The organism is Pseudomonas sp. JQ36, assembly GCF_053851495.1.
In genome coordinates, this window is record NZ_CM132642.1 from 4,230,290 (window position 1) to 4,247,394 (window position 17,105).

Annotated in this window: 13 protein-coding genes; 11 read left to right on the forward strand and 2 right to left on the reverse strand. The window is 61.4% G+C overall.

Going from position 1 to position 17,105, the window contains the following annotated elements; all coding sequences use genetic code 11:
- Positions 1-33: 33 nt before the first annotated feature.
- From ACS4NR_RS19125 to rarD, 3 genes are all read left to right on the forward strand, one after another.
- Positions 34-1,935 (forward strand): PhoX family protein, encoded by a 1,902-nt coding sequence (locus tag ACS4NR_RS19125; RefSeq protein ID WP_456018076.1) that lies wholly within the window; start codon positions 34-36, stop codon positions 1,933-1,935.
- 209 nt (positions 1,936-2,144) lie between these two features.
- Positions 2,145-3,119, forward strand: a complete 975-nt coding sequence (locus tag ACS4NR_RS19130) for a serine/threonine protein kinase (protein WP_456018077.1) — start codon at positions 2,145-2,147, stop codon at positions 3,117-3,119.
- 192 nt (positions 3,120-3,311) lie between these two features.
- The gene (gene rarD, locus ACS4NR_RS19135; protein ID WP_095137447.1) at positions 3,312-4,199 is read left to right on the forward strand and encodes an EamA family transporter RarD; all 888 of its coding nucleotides are present in this window, start codon (positions 3,312-3,314) and stop codon (positions 4,197-4,199) included.
- A 222-nt stretch (positions 4,200-4,421) separates the two neighbouring features.
- Here rarD and ACS4NR_RS19140 read toward each other — a convergent pair whose 3' ends face one another.
- The gene (locus ACS4NR_RS19140) at positions 4,422-4,940 is read right to left on the reverse strand and encodes a glycine cleavage system protein R (protein WP_095122549.1); all 519 of its coding nucleotides are present in this window, start codon (positions 4,938-4,940) and stop codon (positions 4,422-4,424) included.
- Positions 4,941-5,547: 607 nt separating this feature from the next.
- Here ACS4NR_RS19140 and ACS4NR_RS19145 point away from each other — a divergent pair.
- Positions 5,548-7,725: a malate synthase G gene (locus ACS4NR_RS19145; protein ID WP_456018078.1), complete on the forward strand. Its 2,178-nt coding sequence runs from the start codon at positions 5,548-5,550 to the stop codon at positions 7,723-7,725.
- Between the two features lie 193 nt (positions 7,726-7,918).
- On the opposite strand, the gene ACS4NR_RS19150 is transcribed toward ACS4NR_RS19145, so the two are convergent.
- Entirely contained in the window at positions 7,919-8,365 is a 447-nt protein-coding gene (locus tag ACS4NR_RS19150; RefSeq protein WP_047596467.1) for a response regulator, read from the reverse strand.
- A 259-nt stretch (positions 8,366-8,624) separates the two neighbouring features.
- Here ACS4NR_RS19150 and ACS4NR_RS19155 point away from each other — a divergent pair, with 259 nt between their 5' ends.
- The 7 genes from ACS4NR_RS19155 (at position 8,625) to ACS4NR_RS19185 (ending at position 17,005) form a co-directional block, all read left to right on the forward strand.
- Positions 8,625-10,559, forward strand: a complete 1,935-nt coding sequence (locus ACS4NR_RS19155) for a DUF294 nucleotidyltransferase-like/CBS domain-containing protein (RefSeq protein ID WP_456018079.1) — start codon at positions 8,625-8,627, stop codon at positions 10,557-10,559.
- Positions 10,556-11,263, forward strand: coding sequence for a 3'-5' exonuclease (locus ACS4NR_RS19160; protein WP_253149737.1), 708 nt, complete (start codon positions 10,556-10,558; stop codon positions 11,261-11,263). The genes ACS4NR_RS19155 and ACS4NR_RS19160 overlap by 4 nt, the downstream gene beginning before the upstream one ends.
- Before the next feature lie 207 nt (positions 11,264-11,470).
- Positions 11,471-11,989 (forward strand): RNA polymerase sigma factor, encoded by a 519-nt coding sequence (locus ACS4NR_RS19165; protein WP_095137807.1) that lies wholly within the window; start codon positions 11,471-11,473, stop codon positions 11,987-11,989.
- The gene (locus ACS4NR_RS19170; RefSeq protein ID WP_456018080.1) at positions 11,986-12,957 is read left to right on the forward strand and encodes a FecR domain-containing protein; all 972 of its coding nucleotides are present in this window, start codon (positions 11,986-11,988) and stop codon (positions 12,955-12,957) included. The genes ACS4NR_RS19165 and ACS4NR_RS19170 overlap by 4 nt, the downstream gene beginning before the upstream one ends.
- A gap of 234 nt (positions 12,958-13,191) precedes the next feature.
- Positions 13,192-15,630: a TonB-dependent siderophore receptor gene (locus ACS4NR_RS19175; RefSeq protein ID WP_456018081.1), complete on the forward strand. Its 2,439-nt coding sequence runs from the start codon at positions 13,192-13,194 to the stop codon at positions 15,628-15,630.
- Positions 15,631-15,704: 74 nt separating this feature from the next.
- The gene (locus ACS4NR_RS19180; protein ID WP_253149740.1) at positions 15,705-16,829 is read left to right on the forward strand and encodes a PepSY-associated TM helix domain-containing protein; all 1,125 of its coding nucleotides are present in this window, start codon (positions 15,705-15,707) and stop codon (positions 16,827-16,829) included.
- The gene (locus ACS4NR_RS19185; protein ID WP_027610674.1) at positions 16,826-17,005 is read left to right on the forward strand and encodes a hypothetical protein; all 180 of its coding nucleotides are present in this window, start codon (positions 16,826-16,828) and stop codon (positions 17,003-17,005) included. The genes ACS4NR_RS19180 and ACS4NR_RS19185 overlap by 4 nt, the downstream gene beginning before the upstream one ends.
- The last annotated feature ends 100 nt before the right edge of the window (positions 17,006-17,105 follow it).

A 17,105-nucleotide genomic window follows, 5' to 3' on the forward strand; every position in this document is an offset into this window, starting at 1 on the left:
AGGTGGCTGCCAAAACCAAGCAGGGAGCCTGATGTGAGCCTATTAGAAGAAAACCAATCGACTGACCTGGAAAAGATGGTCGGCCTCAGCCGTCGCGGCTTCATCAGCGCCGGCGCGCTGTGCGGTGCCGCCATGTTCCTCGGCGGGAACCTGCTCAGCCGCAGCGCGCTGGCCACCGGCATCAGCGCCGGCAACAGCCGCCTGCTCGGTTTCGAGAGCATTCCCGCCGCAACCACCGATGTCATCAGTCTGCCAAAGGGCTACAAGTCCTCGGTGCTGATCAGCTGGGGTCAGCCATTGCACAAGAACGGCCCGGCCTTCGACCCGAGCGGCAATGGCACCGCCGCCGCTCAGGAAGTGCAGTTCGGCGACAACAACGACGGCATGAGCCTGTTCGAATTCCCCGACGACCGAAACCGTGCGTTGATGGCGATCAACAACGAATACACCAATTACCGCTACCTCTACCCGCACGGCGGCATGCCGCAGTCGGCCGAAGACGTGCGCAAGGCGCTGGCCTGCGAAGGTGTGTCGGTGATCGAAGTGCAGCGCAGGAACGGCCAATGGCAGTTCGTCCAGGGCTCGCGTTACAACCGCCGGATTCACGGCAACTCGCCGCTGCGCATCAGCGGCCCGGCGGCCGGTCACGAGTTGATGAAGACTGCCACCGACAAGCACGGCAAAAAAGTCCTCGGTACCTTCCAGAACTGCGCCAACGGTAAAACTCCGTGGGGCACCTACCTGACCTGCGAAGAAAACTTCACCGACTGCTTCGGCAGCAGCAACGCCCAGCAGCAGTTCGATCCGGCGCAAAAGCGCTATGGCGTGTCGGCCGCCAGCCGCGAGATCAACTGGCACCCGTTCGACCCGCGCTTCGACATGGCGAAGAATCCCAACGAACTCAACCGTCACGGCTGGGTGGTCGAGATCGATCCGTTCGATCCGCAATCGACCCCGGTCAAACGCACCGCGCTCGGTCGCTTCAAGCATGAAAACGCCGCGCTGGCCGAGACCGATGACGGTCGCGCCGTGGTGTACATGGGCGACGACGAGCGTGGCGAGTTCATCTACAAGTTCGTCAGCCGCGACCGCATCAACCATCGCAATGCGAAAGCCAACCGCGACATCCTCGACCACGGCACGCTGTATGTGGCCAAGTTCGACGCCGGCGACGGCAACCCGGATCACCCGAAGGGCCAGGGCCAGTGGATCGAACTGACCCACGGCAAGAACGGCATCGACGCCAGCAGCGGTTTCGCCGATCAGGCCGAAGTGCTGATCCACGCCCGCCTCGCCGCCAGTGTGGTCGGCGCCACGCGCATGGACCGCCCGGAGTGGATCGTCGTCAGTCCGAAGGACGGCCAGGTGTATTGCACCCTGACCAACAACGCCAAGCGCGGCGAAGACGGCCAGCCAGTGGGCGGGCCGAACCCGCGCGAGAAGAACGTCTACGGGCAGATCCTGCGCTGGCGCACCGACCGCGACGATCATGCGGCGAAAACCTTTGCTTGGGATCTGTTCGTGGTTGCCGGCAACCCGGGTGTACACGCCGGTACGCCGAAGGGCGGCTCGTCGAACATCACCCCGCAGAACATGTTCAATAGCCCTGATGGTCTGGGCTTCGACAAGGCTGGGCGTTTGTGGATTCTCACCGATGGCGATTCGAGCAACGCCGGGGACTTTGCCGGGATGGGCAACAACCAGATGCTCTGTGCCGACCCGAAGACCGGTGAGATTCGCCGCTTCATGGTCGGGCCGATCGGTTGCGAAGTCACCGGGATCAGCTTCTCGCCGGACCAGAAAACCCTGTTTGTCGGGATCCAGCATCCGGGCGAGAACGGTGGTTCGACCTTCCCCGAGCATCTGCCGAATGGCAAGCCACGGTCTTCGGTGATGGCGATTACCCGTGAGGATGGCGGGATCGTCGGGGCCTGATAAATCGCTTTCGCGAGCAAGCCCGCTCCCACATTGGATCGGCTGAGTGCATGAGATGGTCGGCACACCGGATATCCACTGTGGGAGGGGGCTTGCTCCCGAAGAGGCCCTTCCAGGCAGCCCACTATTCAAGGCAAAACCCTCAACTCCCACAGTCTGCGCTACCATGCTGGGCCGGACGCGGCAGCCTGCTGCGCGCAGGAGTCAGCATGGCCCACCCGTTTGAAACCCTCACACCCGATCTCGTGCTCGATGCCGTTGAAAGCATCGGGTTTCTCAGTGATGCGCGCATTCTGGCGCTCAACAGCTACGAGAACCGCGTCTATCAGGTCGGCATCGAAGACTCCGAACCGCTGATCGCCAAGTTCTACCGTCCGCAGCGCTGGACCAACGAAGCCATCCTCGAAGAACACCAGTTCACCTTCGAACTGGCCGACGTCGAAATCCCGGTGGTGGCGCCGCTGATCCACAACGGCCAGACCCTGCACGAACACGCCGGTTTCCGTTTCACCCTGTTTCCGCGTCGCGGCGGGCGGGCGCCGGAGCCGGGCAATCTCGATCAGCTGTATCGTCTCGGCCAGTTGCTCGGGCGGATTCATGCGGTCGGCGCGACCAAGCCGTTCGAACACCGTGAAGCACTGGGCGTGCAGAACTTCGGCCATGCCTCGCTGGCGACGTTGCTTGAAGGCAACTTCATCCCCAAGAGCCTGCTGCCGGCCTACGAGTCAGTGGCCCGCGACCTGCTCAAGCGGGTCGAAGACGTCTACGCCGCCACGCCGCACCAGAACATTCGCATGCATGGCGACTGTCACCCCGGCAACATGATGTGCCGCGATGAAATGTTCCACATCGTCGACCTCGACGACTGCCGCATGGGCCCGGCCGTGCAGGACATCTGGATGATGCTCGCCGGCGATCGTCAGGAATGCCTCGGCCAGCTCTCGGAACTGATGGACGGCTACAACGAATTCCATGACTTCGACCCCCGCGAACTGGCGCTGATCGAACCGCTGCGCGCCCTGCGCCTGATGCACTACAGCGCCTGGCTGGCACGACGCTGGGACGACCCGGCGTTCCCGCACAGCTTTCCGTGGTTTGGTACGGAACGGTATTGGGGTAATCAGGTGCTGGCGTTGCGTGAACAGCTGTCCGCGCTGAATGAGGAGCCACTGAAACTCTTCTGATTCACCACAAACCTTTGTGGGAGGGGGCTTGCTCCCTAAGGCGGTGTGTCAGGCAATTATTCTGCTGCTGATACACCGCATTCGCGAGCAAGCCCGCTCCCACATTTGGCAGTGTTCACAAATTCAAAACTCATTTGCCAACAAATCTCCTTACAATCCCTGCTTTGTCAGCTGCCTAAGCAAGGATTCTGCATGCAAGCCGCCAACCCGCGTCGCGGGTACATTCTGGGCCTGAGTGCCTACATCATCTGGGGCCTGTTCCCGATCTACTTCAAAGCCATCGCCGAAGTCCCCGCTGTCGAGATCATCATTCACCGCGTGTTGTGGTCAGCGCTGTTCGGTGCCCTGTTGCTGATGGTGTGGAAGCATCCGGGCTGGTTGCGCGAGTTGCTCGACAACCCCAAGCGCCTCGCGATTCTGGCCCTGAGCGGCACCCTGATCGCGGCCAACTGGCTGACCTACGTGTGGTCGGTGAACAACGGGCGCATGCTCGAAGCGAGCCTCGGTTACTACATCAACCCGCTCGTGAACGTGCTGTTGGGGATGCTGATTCTCGGCGAACGCCTGCGGCGCATGCAGTGGATCGCAGTAGGGCTTGCAGCCGTCGGCGTGGCGCAGCAGGTGTGGCAGGTCGGCAGTCTGCCGTGGGTGTCGCTGGTGCTGGCACTGACCTTCGGCTTTTACGGTTTGATCCGCAAACAGGCGCCGGTCAAGGCCTTGCCGGGGCTGGTGGTGGAAACCTGGATGCTGGTGCCGATTGCCGTGGCCTGGCTGCTGTTCAATCAGACCGCCACCAGCGCACAACCCGAGTTCTGGACCACCTCCCAAGCCTGGTGGCTGGTCGCGGCGGGGCCGGTGACGCTCATCCCGCTGGTATGCTTCAACGCCGCTACCCGTCATCTGCCCTACACCACCATCGGCTTCCTCCAGTACACCGCGCCAACCCTGGTGCTGCTGCAGGCGGTGCTGCTGTTTGGTGAACACCTGTCGTCGAGTACGCTGATCGCGTTCATCTTCATCTGGGCCGGTCTGGCCGTTTATAGCGTCGATGCGGTGATCAGTTTGCGTCGGCGCAGCTGATCAAAAAACGCACAAAGCTTCGCAGGCCACGGTTCTCGTGGCCTGCAACGTTCCTTCCCAAGGTTATCCACAGCGTGATCCCCGCCGTTTGTGCGCAAGTCACTGAATGTTGTCGATTTTTTGATCAGTTCGCTGCAGGCCACGGCCGACGTGGCGCTGCGCCCGGTCTCTACAGGTTATCCACAGGCAGGTGCACGTTAAAACTGGATAACCCGGCGCCGCTTAAACGTCTGTGCGTAACACCAGTTCGACCATCAGATCATCGGCCAGGGTTTCCAGGCGCGATTGCAGCACGTCCAGCGACAGGGTCAGCGGCACCGCGAGGATCGCTTCGGCGTGGAATAGCGGCTCGCTGCTCATCGGCGCCGGGCGCACTTCGGTCACCAACCGTTCGAGGTTCACCCCCTGCTCGCTGAGCAAACGGGTTATGTCGCGCACGATGCCCGGCCGATCATTGCCCACCAGTTCCATGGCGATCGGTTTCCAGGTGCAGGACTGCTCGATACCGCTCTCGGCAATCAGCACGCGAATGCCATGAGCCGACAGCGCTTGTAAGGAATCGACTAATTCGTCGTAAGCCTCCGCCGGTACGCCCACCCGCAGAATCCCGGCGAACTGCCCGGCCATCCGTGACATGCGGCTTTCCAGCCAGTTACCGCCATGCTCGGCGATGCATTGGGCGATGCGCTCGACCTGCCCGGGCTTGTCCGGAGCAAACACAGTGAGTACGAGATGGTCCATGGCGCCGCCCTCTTGTCATGACTTTTGTTATAGAAAGGCAAGTATAGGCAAGCACCGACATTCAGCCGCCATGCTCAAGTGAACAACACTTGTGGCGAGGGAGCTTGCTCCCGCTGGCGGCCGCAGGACGCCCTCTTCAGTCAGTAATATCTTTCGCGGATGCTTCGCACCCGAGCGGGAGCAAGCTCCCTCGCCACAAACGCGGGCTCATCAAAGCTGAATGGAAGCCACACAGTATTTATGTGTACAACTTTTTATATTTAGCTGGAACAATCCGATGGTTTTTTGAGAACATCCTGTTCCGCGACGTGACTGCAATGCGTCATGAGGTCGCAGAACGACGTTATTAGTCTGATTTTCACAAGCGCAACGCATCATGTAGTATGCCTCGGCGCGCACTACATAACGCTGGATCGATGTCTGCCCAAGGCACGTTCGCAACCCTGAAAGCCCCGTCAGCAAGGCCCCCAAGCCGTTGATTGGTCCCAGCCCAGCCGCCAGCAATGGCATGTACTGGTCGGAAGGTTTGTGGTTTAAATGGCCAGAGGCTTCATTGTCAAAATTGAAGAGCTGAAAAGCGAAATAGCTGAGCAGAGTGAGGCAAGCAATGACTGAACACGTTCAAGTCGGTGGCCTGCAGGTCGCCAAAGTCCTGTTCGACTTCGTGAACAACGAAGCCATTCCCGGTACCGGCCTCACCGCCGAAAAATTCTGGGAAGGTGCCGACAAGGTCATTCATGACCTGGCGCCGAAGAACAAAGCCCTACTCGCCAAACGCGATGACTTCCAGGCTCGTCTTGATGCCTGGCATCAGGAGCGTGCTGGTCAGGCGCACGACGCCGTGGCCTATAAAGCCTTCCTGCAAGAAATCGGTTATCTGCTGCCAGAAGCGGCTGATTTCCAGGCAACGACGCAAAACGTCGATGATGAAATCGCCCGTACCGCCGGCCCGCAACTCGTGGTGCCGGTGATGAACGCCCGCTTCGCCCTCAACGCTTCGAACGCCCGCTGGGGTTCGCTGTACGACGCCCTCTACGGCACCGACGCCATCAGCGAAGACGGTGGCGCGGAAAAAGGCAAAGGCTACAACAAGGTGCGTGGCGACAAAGTCATCGCCTTCGCCCGCGCGTTCCTCGACGAAGCGGCGCCACTGGCTGCCGGCTCCCACGTCGATTCCACCGGTTACAAGATCGCTGACGGCAAACTGCTGGTCACCCTCAAGGGCGGCAGCAACACCGGCCTGCGCAACGACGCTCAACTGATCGGCTTCCAGGGCCCGGCAGACGCGCCGATCGCGATCCTGCTGAAGAACCACGGCCTGCATTTCGAAATCCAGATCGACGCCAGCACCCCGGTCGGCCAGACCGATGCCGCCGGCGTCAAAGACATCCTGATGGAAGCGGCACTGACCACCATCATGGACTGCGAAGACTCCGTAGCTGCCGTCGATGCCGACGACAAAGTGGTGATCTACCGCAACTGGCTCGGCCTGATGAAGGGCGACCTGTCCGAAGAAGTCGCCAAGGGCGGCCAGACTTTCACCCGCACCATGAACCCGGATCGCACCTACACCAAGGTCGATGGCAGTGAACTGACCCTGCACGGTCGCTCGCTGCTGTTCGTGCGTAACGTCGGTCACCTGATGACCATCGACGCGATCCTCGACAAACACGGCAATGAAGTGCCGGAAGGCATCCTCGACGGTCTGGTGACCTGCCTGGCGGCGATGCACAACCTCAACGGCAACACCTCGCGCAAGAACACCCGCACCGGCTCGGTCTACATCGTCAAACCGAAGATGCACGGCCCGGAAGAAGCGGCGTTCACCAACGAGCTGTTCGGCCGCATCGAAGATGTGCTGGGTCTGAAACGCAACACGCTGAAAGTCGGGATCATGGACGAGGAGCGCCGCACCACGGTCAACCTCAAGGCCTGCATCAAGGCGGCCAGCGAGCGCGTGGTGTTCATCAACACCGGTTTCCTCGACCGTACCGGCGACGAAATCCACACCTCCATGGAAGCCGGCCCGATGGTGCGCAAGGCCGACATGAAGGCCGAGAAGTGGATCGGCGCCTACGAGAACTGGAACGTCGATATCGGTCTGAGCACCGGCCTGCAAGGTCGTGCGCAAATCGGTAAAGGCATGTGGGCGATGCCCGACCTGATGGCGGCGATGCTCGAACAGAAAATCGCTCACCCGCTGGCCGGCGCCAACACCGCTTGGGTACCATCGCCGACCGCTGCTGCGCTGCACGCGCTGCACTACCACAAGGTTGACGTGTTCGCCCGTCAGGCCGAACTGGCCAAGCGTGCCCGTGCTTCGGTAGACGACATCCTGACCATCCCGCTGGCAGTCAACCCGAGCTGGACCCCGGAGCAGATCAAGAACGAACTGGACAACAACGCCCAGGGCATTCTCGGTTACGTGGTGCGCTGGATCGACCAGGGCGTGGGTTGTTCGAAAGTGCCGGACATCAATGACGTCGGCCTGATGGAAGACCGTGCGACGCTGCGCATCTCCAGCCAGCACATCGCCAACTGGCTGCGCCACGGTATCGTCACCGAAGCGCAAGTGATGGAAAGCCTCAAGCGCATGGCGCCAGTGGTCGATCGGCAGAACGCCAACGACCCGCTGTACCGTCCGCTAGCACCGAACTTCGACAGCAACATCGCCTTCCAGGCGGCGGTCGAACTGGTGATCGAAGGCACCAAACAGCCGAACGGCTACACCGAGCCGGTACTGCACCGTCGTCGTCGCGAGTTCAAGAAAGCCAACGGCCTGTAAATTTGCGCTGAATGACGGACATGAAAAAGCCCTGATCTTGCGATCAGGGCTTTTTTGTTGGCCGGAAATTCTCCCGACCACTGGAGATCCATTGTGGGAGCGGGCTTGCTCGCGAAGACGGACTCACATTCAACATTAATTTCGACGGAAAGGACGCATTCGCGAGCAAGCCCGCTCCCACAGGGAGGGCGATTCAGGGCTCGATGCCTAACTCGTGTTTGACCAGCCCCAGCAACTTCGCCGTATCAATCGGCTTGAGCAGAAAATCCACCACGCTCAGGTGCATCGCGGCAATGGCGTCTTTCACATCGGCATCGCCGGAAACAATGATGATCGGCAACGCCGCCCGCTCCGACTCACGCACCTGCCGAATCAAATCCAGCCCACCAACATTGCCCATGCGCAAATCAGTGATCACCAGCCCGATCGAAGGTTTTTCGTCGAGCATCTTCAGCGCGGTTTCGCCGCTGGCCGCGGTCATGCAACGAATGCCATCCAACGCGAGGATCTCCGACAACAGCTCCCGGGCGTCCTTGTCGTCATCGACGATCAATACACGTTGCGGCGGCAAGTCGGGTTCGAGCATTACAGCGCTGAGCGCTTCACGCTCGGCGTCGCTCAAAATATCGTGGTCGGACATGGCATTCTCTACGTTTTCAATTCAGTCACCTGGCACAGTCGTCAGACATCGCTAAGCAGAGCTTCAATGTGCACTTCGTCGGATTTTTTTCCAAGTGGCTGGCGGAGGAATTTCCGACTGTTTTTGTAGGGCACTTCCTAAATGTGCCGAACGGCAGCCCAAACCTAGACTTACGTCCAATGGGCACCCCGCGCGCAGGGGCCGACCATGGCTGCAACGATCCGACAACAACAATTCGAAAAAGACTGCGGTAATGGTTATGAGTAAAGCGGACGCCTTCACCCAGGCAGGGAAAACCGCGGTATTGCAGAACATTCAGGGCACCCTGCAATTCCTCCAGCGCTTCCCGCCCTTCAATCAGATGGAACACGCCCACCTGGCTTTTCTGGTGGAACAATGTCAGCTGCGTTTTTACGGCCAGGGCGAAAGCATCATCAAGCCCGCCGACGGGCCGGTTGAATATTTCTACATCGTCAAACAGGGCCGAGTAGTCGGCGAACGCCAGCACATAACCCGGCCTGGCACCGAAACCACCTTCGAGATCACCACCGGCGAATGCTTCCCGCTGGCCGCGCTGATTGGCGAACGGGCGACCCGCACTGAACATCTGGCCAGCGAAGACACCTTCTGCCTGCAACTGAACAAACCGGCGTTCATCAAGCTGTTCGCCCTGTCCAACAGCTTCCGTGATTTCGCTTTGCGCGGGGTCAGCAGCCTGCTCGATCAGGTCAACCAGCAAGTCCAGCAAAAAGCCGTGGAAACCCTCGGCACCCAGTATTCGCTCAACACCCGCCTCGGCGAATTGGCGATGCGCCATCCGGTCACCTGCAGCCCGGACACGCCACTGCGCGAAGCGGTGAAGCTGATGCACGAGCAACAGGTCGGCAGCATCGTCGCGGTGGATGAGCACAAGGCGCCGCTGGGGATTTTCACCCTGCGTGACCTGCGCGAAGTGGTCGCCAATGGCAGCGGTGATTTCAGCGAAACCATCGAGCGGCACATGACCTGTTCGCCGTTCTTTCTGTCGCCCGATCACAGCGCCTTCGACGCGGCGATTGCCATGACCGAACGGCACATCGCCCACGTCTGTCTGGTCAAGGATCAGCGCCTGTGCGGCGTGGTTTCCGAGCGCGATCTGTTCTCGCTGCAACGGGTCGATCTGGTGCACCTGGCCCGCACCATCCGCAGTGCCCAGCGCCTCGAACAACTGGTGAGCCTGCGCGGCGAGATCGGCCAACTGGTCGAACGCATGCTCGCTCACGGTGCGTCTTCGACGCAGATCACCCACATCATCACCCTGCTCAACGACCACACTGTGTGCCGGGTGATCGAACTGACCCTCGCCGAAAGAGGCGACCCCGGCGTGCCGTTCAGCTGGCTGTGTTTCGGCAGCGAGGGCCGGCGCGAACAGACGCTGCACACCGATCAGGACAACGGCATTCTGTTCGAGGCGCGGGATGCGGCACACGCGGCGGAGATTCGCGGCAAGCTGCTGCCACTGGCCCAGCAGATCAACCAGAGCCTGGCGCAGTGCGGCTTCAGCCTGTGCAAGGGCAACATCATGGCCGGCAACCCGGAGCTGTGCCTGTCGCGGGCGGAATGGGCGCGGCGCTTTGCGGCGTTCATTCGCGAGGCGACGCCGGAGAACCTGCTGGGATCGAGCATTTATTTCGATCTGCGGGTGGTCTGGGGCGACGAGAAAGGCTGCGCGCAACTGCGCCGGGGGATTCTCGATCAGGTCGGCGACAACCGTTTGTTCCAGCGCATGCTGGCCGAGAACGCGCTGCGCAATCGTCCGCCCGTGGGGCGTTTCCGCGAATTTGTGCTGGCACGCAAGAACGGCGAGAAAGCCACCCTCGACCTCAAGGTTCAGGGCCTGACGCCCTTCGTCGACGGCGCACGCCTGTTGGCGCTGGCGCATGGCATCGAAACCAACAACACTCTGGAGCGCTTGCGTCAGCTGGTCGAAAAAGAAGTCATCGAACGGCTCGATGGCGCGGCGTATGAAGAGGCGTATCACTTCATCCAGCAGACGCGCATGCAGCAGCACCAGATCCAGACCCGTGAGAATCTGCCCTGGTCGAACCGGGTCGATCCCGACAGCCTCAATCATCTGGATCGGCGCATTCTGCGTGAATCCCTGCGCCAGGCCCAGCGTCTGCAAAGCAGCCTGGCCCTGCGGTATCAGCTATGAGCCTGTTCTCGTGGCTGCGGCCGACCAGCCCTCTGCTGTCGGCAGACCTGCAACAACGTCTGGCACAACTGCCAACCATCGGCGAACTGAAAGAATGCAGCCTGCGCGAACAGCGCTGGGTGGTGCTCGATCTGGAAACCACCGGGCTGAACCTGAACAAAGATCGCGTGCTGTCGATCGGCGCGGTGGTGATCGAAGACGGCGCAATCGACTTCAGTCAGCAGTTCGAGCGCACCCTGCAATGTCGGGAGCTGAAGCTCAGCCCCAGCGTATTGATTCATGGCCTGGGGCCGAATGCGATTGCCGCCGGCAGCGACCCGGCCGAGGCGTTGCTGGAGTTCATGGAGTTCATCGGCGACAGCCCGGTGCTGGCGTTTCATGCGCCCTTCGATCAACACATGCTCGGACGCGCATTGAAGGAACACTTGGGTTACAAGCTGCAGAATGTGTTTCTGGATGTCGCGGACATGGCGCCATTGTTGTGCCCACAGGCGAATATTCGCGAGGCCGGCCTGGATGAGTGGATCGACTGGTTCAAGCTTGAGGTGTTCGAGCGGCACAACGCGAGTGCCGATGCGCTGGCCACGGCGGAACTGGCGTTGATCCTGTTCAGCCGGGCGCGGCAGCAGCAGATTCATAGTCCGTTGAACCTGCAACAGCGTTTGAGTCAGTGGAAACGCCGTCAGCAGGCGCCTTCCTTCTAAATCTTCGGTGCCGGTACTGGCCTCTTCGCGAGCAAGCCCGCTCCCACACTGGGATGCATTCCCCCTGTGGGAGCGGGCTTGCTCGCGAAGAACGATGATGCGGTCTTCCTGATACCACCCGACCAGTGGCCAATTGCTAACCATTCCCACCTCTGCGAGAATCGCGAACAATTCTCGTTGGTTAACATTTCCCAATCGGTGCGTCTGGTGTCGTCAGTCCCAAGCCCTCACAGTGAACTCGTCGGTGCGTTGTATCGCGACCATCGCGGTTGGCTGCTGAGCTGGTTGCGGCGCAACGTGGCGTGCCCGCAGCGGGCCGAAGACCTGAGCCAGGACACCTTCGTGCGGCTGCTCGGTCGCGAGCAACTGCTGACGCCGCGTGAGCCTCGGGCGTTTTTGGTGGCGATCGCCAAGGGCCTGTTGTTCGATTACTTCCGCCGCGCCGCGCTGGAACAGGCCTACCTCACTGAATTGATGCTGATCCCCGAAGGCGAACAACCTTCGGTGGAAGAACAGCAACTGATCCTCGAGGACCTCAAGGCCATCGACCGCCTGCTCGGTAAACTGTCGACCAAGGCCCGCGCTGCTTTCCTTTATAACCGCCTCGACGGCCTCAGCCATGGCGAAATCGCCGAAAAGCTTGGAGTCTCAGTGCCGCGCGTGCGGCAGTATCTCGCGCAAGGCATTCGCCAGTGCTACATCGCCCTGTACGGTGAGCCGACATGAATCCGGCCAGCTCCAAACCGGTCTCGGCCCAGGTGCTGGACGCGGCAATTGCCTGGCAGTTGTCGCTGGATTCCGGCAGTCCGCTGGAGCGCGAGGAGTTCGCCAAGTGGCATGCGGCCCATGAAGAACACGCCCGCGCCTGGCGCCAGTTGGGCATGCTCGATCAGCGGTTCAGCGTCGCCAATGGCCCGGCCCGCGCGGCCTTGCTGCAATCGCGCGAAGGCATTCGACGCCGTGTGCGCAAGCTCGGCAGCGGATTGGCCAGCGTGGTGGCGGTAGTCGGTCTGGCGCTGTTTGCCGGCGATCGCTACTTGCCGCTGGATTACTGGCTCGCCGATCAACGCACCGCCACCGGTGAGCAGCGCACGGTGCGTCTGGCCGATGGCACCGTGCTCAATCTCAACACCCACAGCGCGGTGGATGTGCGCTTCGATGCCCGGCAGCGGCTGATCGTATTGCAGGAAGGCGAGATCATGGTCGAAACCGGTCACGGTGATGCGCGGCCGTTCATCGTCGAGACCCGCGAAGGCAGCATGCGCGCGTTGGGCACGCGGTTTCTGGTCAAGCGTGAAGACCAAGGCACACGCTTGAGCGTGCTGCAGTCGGCGGTGGCGGCGCATCCGCAAAGTCATCCTGAAGAACAGATCCTGCGTGAAGGCCAGCAAGTGCTGATCCGCAACGACGGCCTCGACGCGGTCGCCGCGCTCACGCCCGGCGCCGATGCCTGGACCCGCGGCATGCTGGTGGTGGACAACGCGCGGCTGGAAGATCTGGTGCATGAATTGGGTCGTTATCGCCGAGGGCATCTGGGCGTGACGCCGGAAGTCGCCAACCTGCGCATCACCGGCAGCTTCCCGCTGCACGATACCGACAAGGCCCTGAGCGCCCTGCTGCCGACCCTGCCGGTGCAGATCGAGCGGCATACGCCGTATTGGGTCACAGTGGCGAAGGCTGATAACAAGCCTTAAAAAATTCGTTGTCAGGGAAATAGCTATCGCGAGCAGGCTCACTCCTACAACTGGAATGCGTTCCCCCTGTAGGAGTGAGCCTGCTCGCGATAGGGCCACCCGCCACACTCGAAAATTCCGAAGCGGCCGCCCCTTTCCAAGTTAATCGAAATTATTTTCATCCAGCCCTATCACTTTTCAATTCTCGTCCGGCACACAGGCAATTGAGAAATATTTCCATTCAGGAGCCTTCGCATGTCCCGTTCGCTAGACACCTTGTTGCGCCCCAGTCTGTTGGCCATCGCCATTGCCCTCAGCGCGCCGCTGCTCAGCAGCCCGTTGCTCGCCGCTGAACAGGCGTCCGGCGTGCGCGCCTACAACCTGCCGGCGGCGCCGCTGTCGACCACGCTGAACCAGATCGCCAGCCAGGGCGGCCTCGCGTTGTCGCTGAACCCGTCGCTGGCCGCCGGCAAGACCTCAGCGCCGGTCAACGGTCAGTACGACGCCGCTGGTGCTCTGCGCGCGGCGCTGCAAGGCACCGGTCTGCAACTGGAACAAAGCAGCACCGGCACCTACACCCTGGTTGCAGTGCCGGAAGGGACACTGGCGCTGCCGGAAACCGCAGTGATCGGCGTGGAAAACCTGGAAACGGCCTGGGGCCCGGTCGAAGGCTACACCGCTACCCGCACCGCCGCCGGCAGCAAGACCGACACCGCGCTGGTCGAGGCGCCGCGCTCGATCTCCGTCGCCACCCGTCAGCAAATGGACGATCGCAGCGTGCACAGCCTCGATGACGCCGTGCGCTATATGCCGGGCATCACCGCCAGCAGCTACGGCAGCGACACCCGTATCGACTGGCTGCGGGTGCGCGGTTTCGAGCCGACTCAGTTCCTCGACGGCCTGCCGCTGCCAAGAGGCGTATACGCCAACCCAAAGCCTGAAACCTGGAACCTCGACCGCCTCGCGCTGCTGCGCGGCCCGGCCTCTTCCGTCTACGGCCAGACCCCGCCGGGCGGCCTGCTGGACATGGTCAGCCGGCGTCCGAGCAGCGACGCCAGCAGCGAAATCCAGTTGCAGTACGGCAGCGACAACCATCGTCAGATCAACTTCGCCAGCACCGGCAAGATCGACGAGGCCGGGCAGTTTCTCTACGGCATCAGCGGTGTGGTGCGCGACAGCGACACGCAAATCGATCACATCGAAAACAAGCGCTACAACATCGCACCGAGCCTGACCTGGAACATCGACGACGACACCAAATTCACCCTGCTGACCCAGTTCACCCGCGACGATACCGGTGTCACCAGCCAGTTCTACCCGATCCAGGGCACCAAGATCGACATGCCGTTCGGCAAGATTTCCCATCACAAGAACCTCGGTGATCCGGACTACGATTTCTACGACCGCACCTACTACGCGCTCGGTTATGCCTTCGAGCATCGCCTCAACGACGTCTGGCAGTTCAAGCAGAACCTGCGCTATACCAAGTCGGACCTGTCGTTCCAGACCGTGACCGTCAACAGCTACAACACGGAGTACGCCGGGTATACGGTTGACGACCAGGGCAATGTCGGGCGCGGCACCACCAACGTTGATGAAGACATCAGCCAGTTCGCCGTGGACAACAACTTCCAGGCCGACTTCGCCACCGGCGACATCCGCCATACGCTGTTGCTTGGTCTGGATCACCAGCGCAGCAACACCAACTACACGTCGATCTTCGGCACCGCGCCGGACATTAACGTCAACAACCCGATCTACGGTCAGCCGATCTCCCGTCCGCCGCGCTCTTCGGCGTTCTATGACTACGACCAGAAGACCTACCAGACCGGCCTGTACGTACAGGACCAGATGGCCCTCGACCAGTGGCGCCTGACCCTCGGCGGGCGTGAAGACTGGGTGCACACCAGCACGCAGTTCATCAACAAAGGGGACGCCACCAACACCCAGCGCGACAAGGCGTTCAGTGGCAACGCGGCGCTCAGCTATGTGTTCGACTCAGGCTTCGTGCCGTACCTGTCGTACGCCGAATCCTTCCAGCCAACCAGCGGCGCCGACGCCACCTCCACCGGTTCGCTCAAGCCGACCGAAGGCAAGCAATGGGAACTGGGCATCAAGTACCAGCCGCCGGGCAGCAAAACCTTGCTCAGCGCTGCGGTGTATGACCTGACCCAGAAGAACGTCGCGGTCAACAGCATCGTCAACAACGTGACCATCACCAGCCAGACCGGTGAGGTGAAAGTCAAAGGCCTGGAGCTGGAAGCGGTTTCGGACGTCACCGATAACCTGAAAGTCATCGCCGCCTACACCCTGGCCAAATCCGAAGTGCAGAAAGGCGTGGACAAGGGCAATCGCCTGCAACTGATGCCCAACCAGCAAGCTTCGCTGTGGACCGACTACACCTGGCACAGCGGCGTACTCGACGGTTTCGGCATCGGCGGTGGCGTGCGTTACACCGGCAACACCTATGGCGACAAGGCCAACACCTGGCTGGGCAAGGCGGACGCCTACACCGTGTTCGACGCCTCGGTGCATTACGACCTCGGCCGCCTGGACAACGGCCTCAAGGGTGCGTCGCTGGCAGTTAACGCCACCAACCTGTTCGACAAGGACTACATCTCCACTTGCGACGGCTACTACTGCTACTACGGTGACCAGCGCAGCGTCGTCGCCAGCGCCACTTACAAGTGGTAAGCGCGTGAGCTGAAACAGGTTCTGTCACCAGGCCGTCCCCCGTGGACGGCTTCGGTGTTTTTGAAGGTCATGAGATGAAAAGTAAAACAATTCGCCGCTGGTCGTTCATCCACACCTGGACCAGCCTGATCTGCACTGTGTTCTTGCTGATGTTGGCACTGACCGGTCTGCCGCTGATTTTCCATCATGAGATCGAGCATCTGCTCGGTGATGCACCGCAAGTGCGCGAGATGCCCGCCGACACGCCGCGCCTGAATCTGGCGCAACTGGTCGAGGCCGCAGAACAACATCGCCCCGGCGAAGTGGTGCAGTACTTCGGTTTTGAAGACGACGAGCCCAACGCCGTGCTGACGATCATGGCGAAAACTGCCGGCACCGAACCGAACTCGTCGCACACCTTCATGCTCGATGCGCGCACCGGTGAAGCGCTGGAAACCCCGTCGGCCAACGGTGGCCTGATGTTGTTCATCCTGCGCCTGCACGTCGACATGTTTGCCGGGCTGCCGGGCAAGTTGCTGCTGGCGTTCATGGGTCTGCTGTTCGTGGTCGCGATCATTTCCGGCACGGTGCTGTACCTGCCGTTCATGCGCCGCTTGCAGTTCGGCACCGTGCGTCAGGACAAGTCCACCCGCCTGCGCTGGCTCGACCTGCACAACCTGATCGGCGTCGTCACCCTGACCTGGGCCTTGGTGGTCGGCGTTACCGGAGTGATCAGCGCCTGCGCTGACCTGCTCATCGCCGCGTGGCGCAATGACACGCTGACCGCCATGGTCGCGCCCTATCGCGATGCCCCGCCGCTGATCCGCCTGGCACCGGCCACTCGCCTGCTCGACATCGCCCGCGACGTGGCGCCGGGGATGAACCCGGACTTCATCGCCTTCCCCGGCACGCGGTTTTCCAGCGAGCATCACTATGCGGTGTTCATGAAGGGCGGCACACACCTGACCTCGCACCTGCTGACGCCGGTGCTGATCGACGCCAGCACTCTGCAAGTCACCGCTGTGGCCGAGCGCCCGTGGTACATGGACGCCATGGGCATGTCGCAGCCGCTGCACTTCGGCGACTACGGCGGCATGCCGATGAAGATCCTCTGGGCGACCCTCGACATGCTGACCATCATCGTCCTCGGCAGCGGCGTGTATCTGTGGGTGGTACGGCGTAAAGCGGCGAAACCACTGCCAGCGGAGGCTGTTGCATGAAGCCGCGTCAGAGCAATTTCTGGAAGGTCTTCAGCACCCCGCTGGTGATTGCGCTGCTGAGTGCGGCGGGATTATTTTCGGCGTTGCTGGGGGACGGGATCTGGGATGCGTTGAGCTGGGTCGGGTTGGGTGTTCCGGCATTTCTGGCGATCAAGGGGTTGCTGCGACGCGGGTGATTTCCGTGTCGCCTGACAAGGCCTCTTCGCGAGCAAGCCCGCTCCCGCAGGGGATTTGTGAACGAAACAGATCCAATGTGGGAGCGGGCTTGCTCGCGAA

Bases quoted from the DNA above. Each gene is read 5' to 3' on its own strand.
- ACS4NR_RS19130 (WP_456018077.1), top strand. From the start codon at position 2,145: ATGGCCCACCCGTTTGAAACCCTCACACCCGATCTCGTGCTCGATGCC.
- rarD (WP_095137447.1), top strand. From the start codon at position 3,312: ATGCAAGCCGCCAACCCGCGTCGCGGGTACATTCTGGGCCTGAGTGCC.
- ACS4NR_RS19140 (WP_095122549.1), bottom strand. From the start codon at position 4,940: ATGGACCATCTCGTACTCACTGTGTTTGCTCCGGACAAGCCCGGGCAG.
- ACS4NR_RS19145 (WP_456018078.1), top strand. From the start codon at position 5,548: ATGACTGAACACGTTCAAGTCGGTGGCCTGCAGGTCGCCAAAGTCCTG.
- ACS4NR_RS19150 (WP_047596467.1), bottom strand. From the start codon at position 8,365: ATGTCCGACCACGATATTTTGAGCGACGCCGAGCGTGAAGCGCTCAGC.
- ACS4NR_RS19155 (WP_456018079.1), top strand. From the start codon at position 8,625: ATGAGTAAAGCGGACGCCTTCACCCAGGCAGGGAAAACCGCGGTATTG.
- ACS4NR_RS19160 (WP_253149737.1), top strand. From the start codon at position 10,556: ATGAGCCTGTTCTCGTGGCTGCGGCCGACCAGCCCTCTGCTGTCGGCA.
- ACS4NR_RS19170 (WP_456018080.1), top strand. From the start codon at position 11,986: ATGAATCCGGCCAGCTCCAAACCGGTCTCGGCCCAGGTGCTGGACGCG.
- ACS4NR_RS19175 (WP_456018081.1), top strand. From the start codon at position 13,192: ATGTCCCGTTCGCTAGACACCTTGTTGCGCCCCAGTCTGTTGGCCATC.
- ACS4NR_RS19180 (WP_253149740.1), top strand. From the start codon at position 15,705: ATGAAAAGTAAAACAATTCGCCGCTGGTCGTTCATCCACACCTGGACC.
- ACS4NR_RS19185 (WP_027610674.1), top strand. From the start codon at position 16,826: ATGAAGCCGCGTCAGAGCAATTTCTGGAAGGTCTTCAGCACCCCGCTG.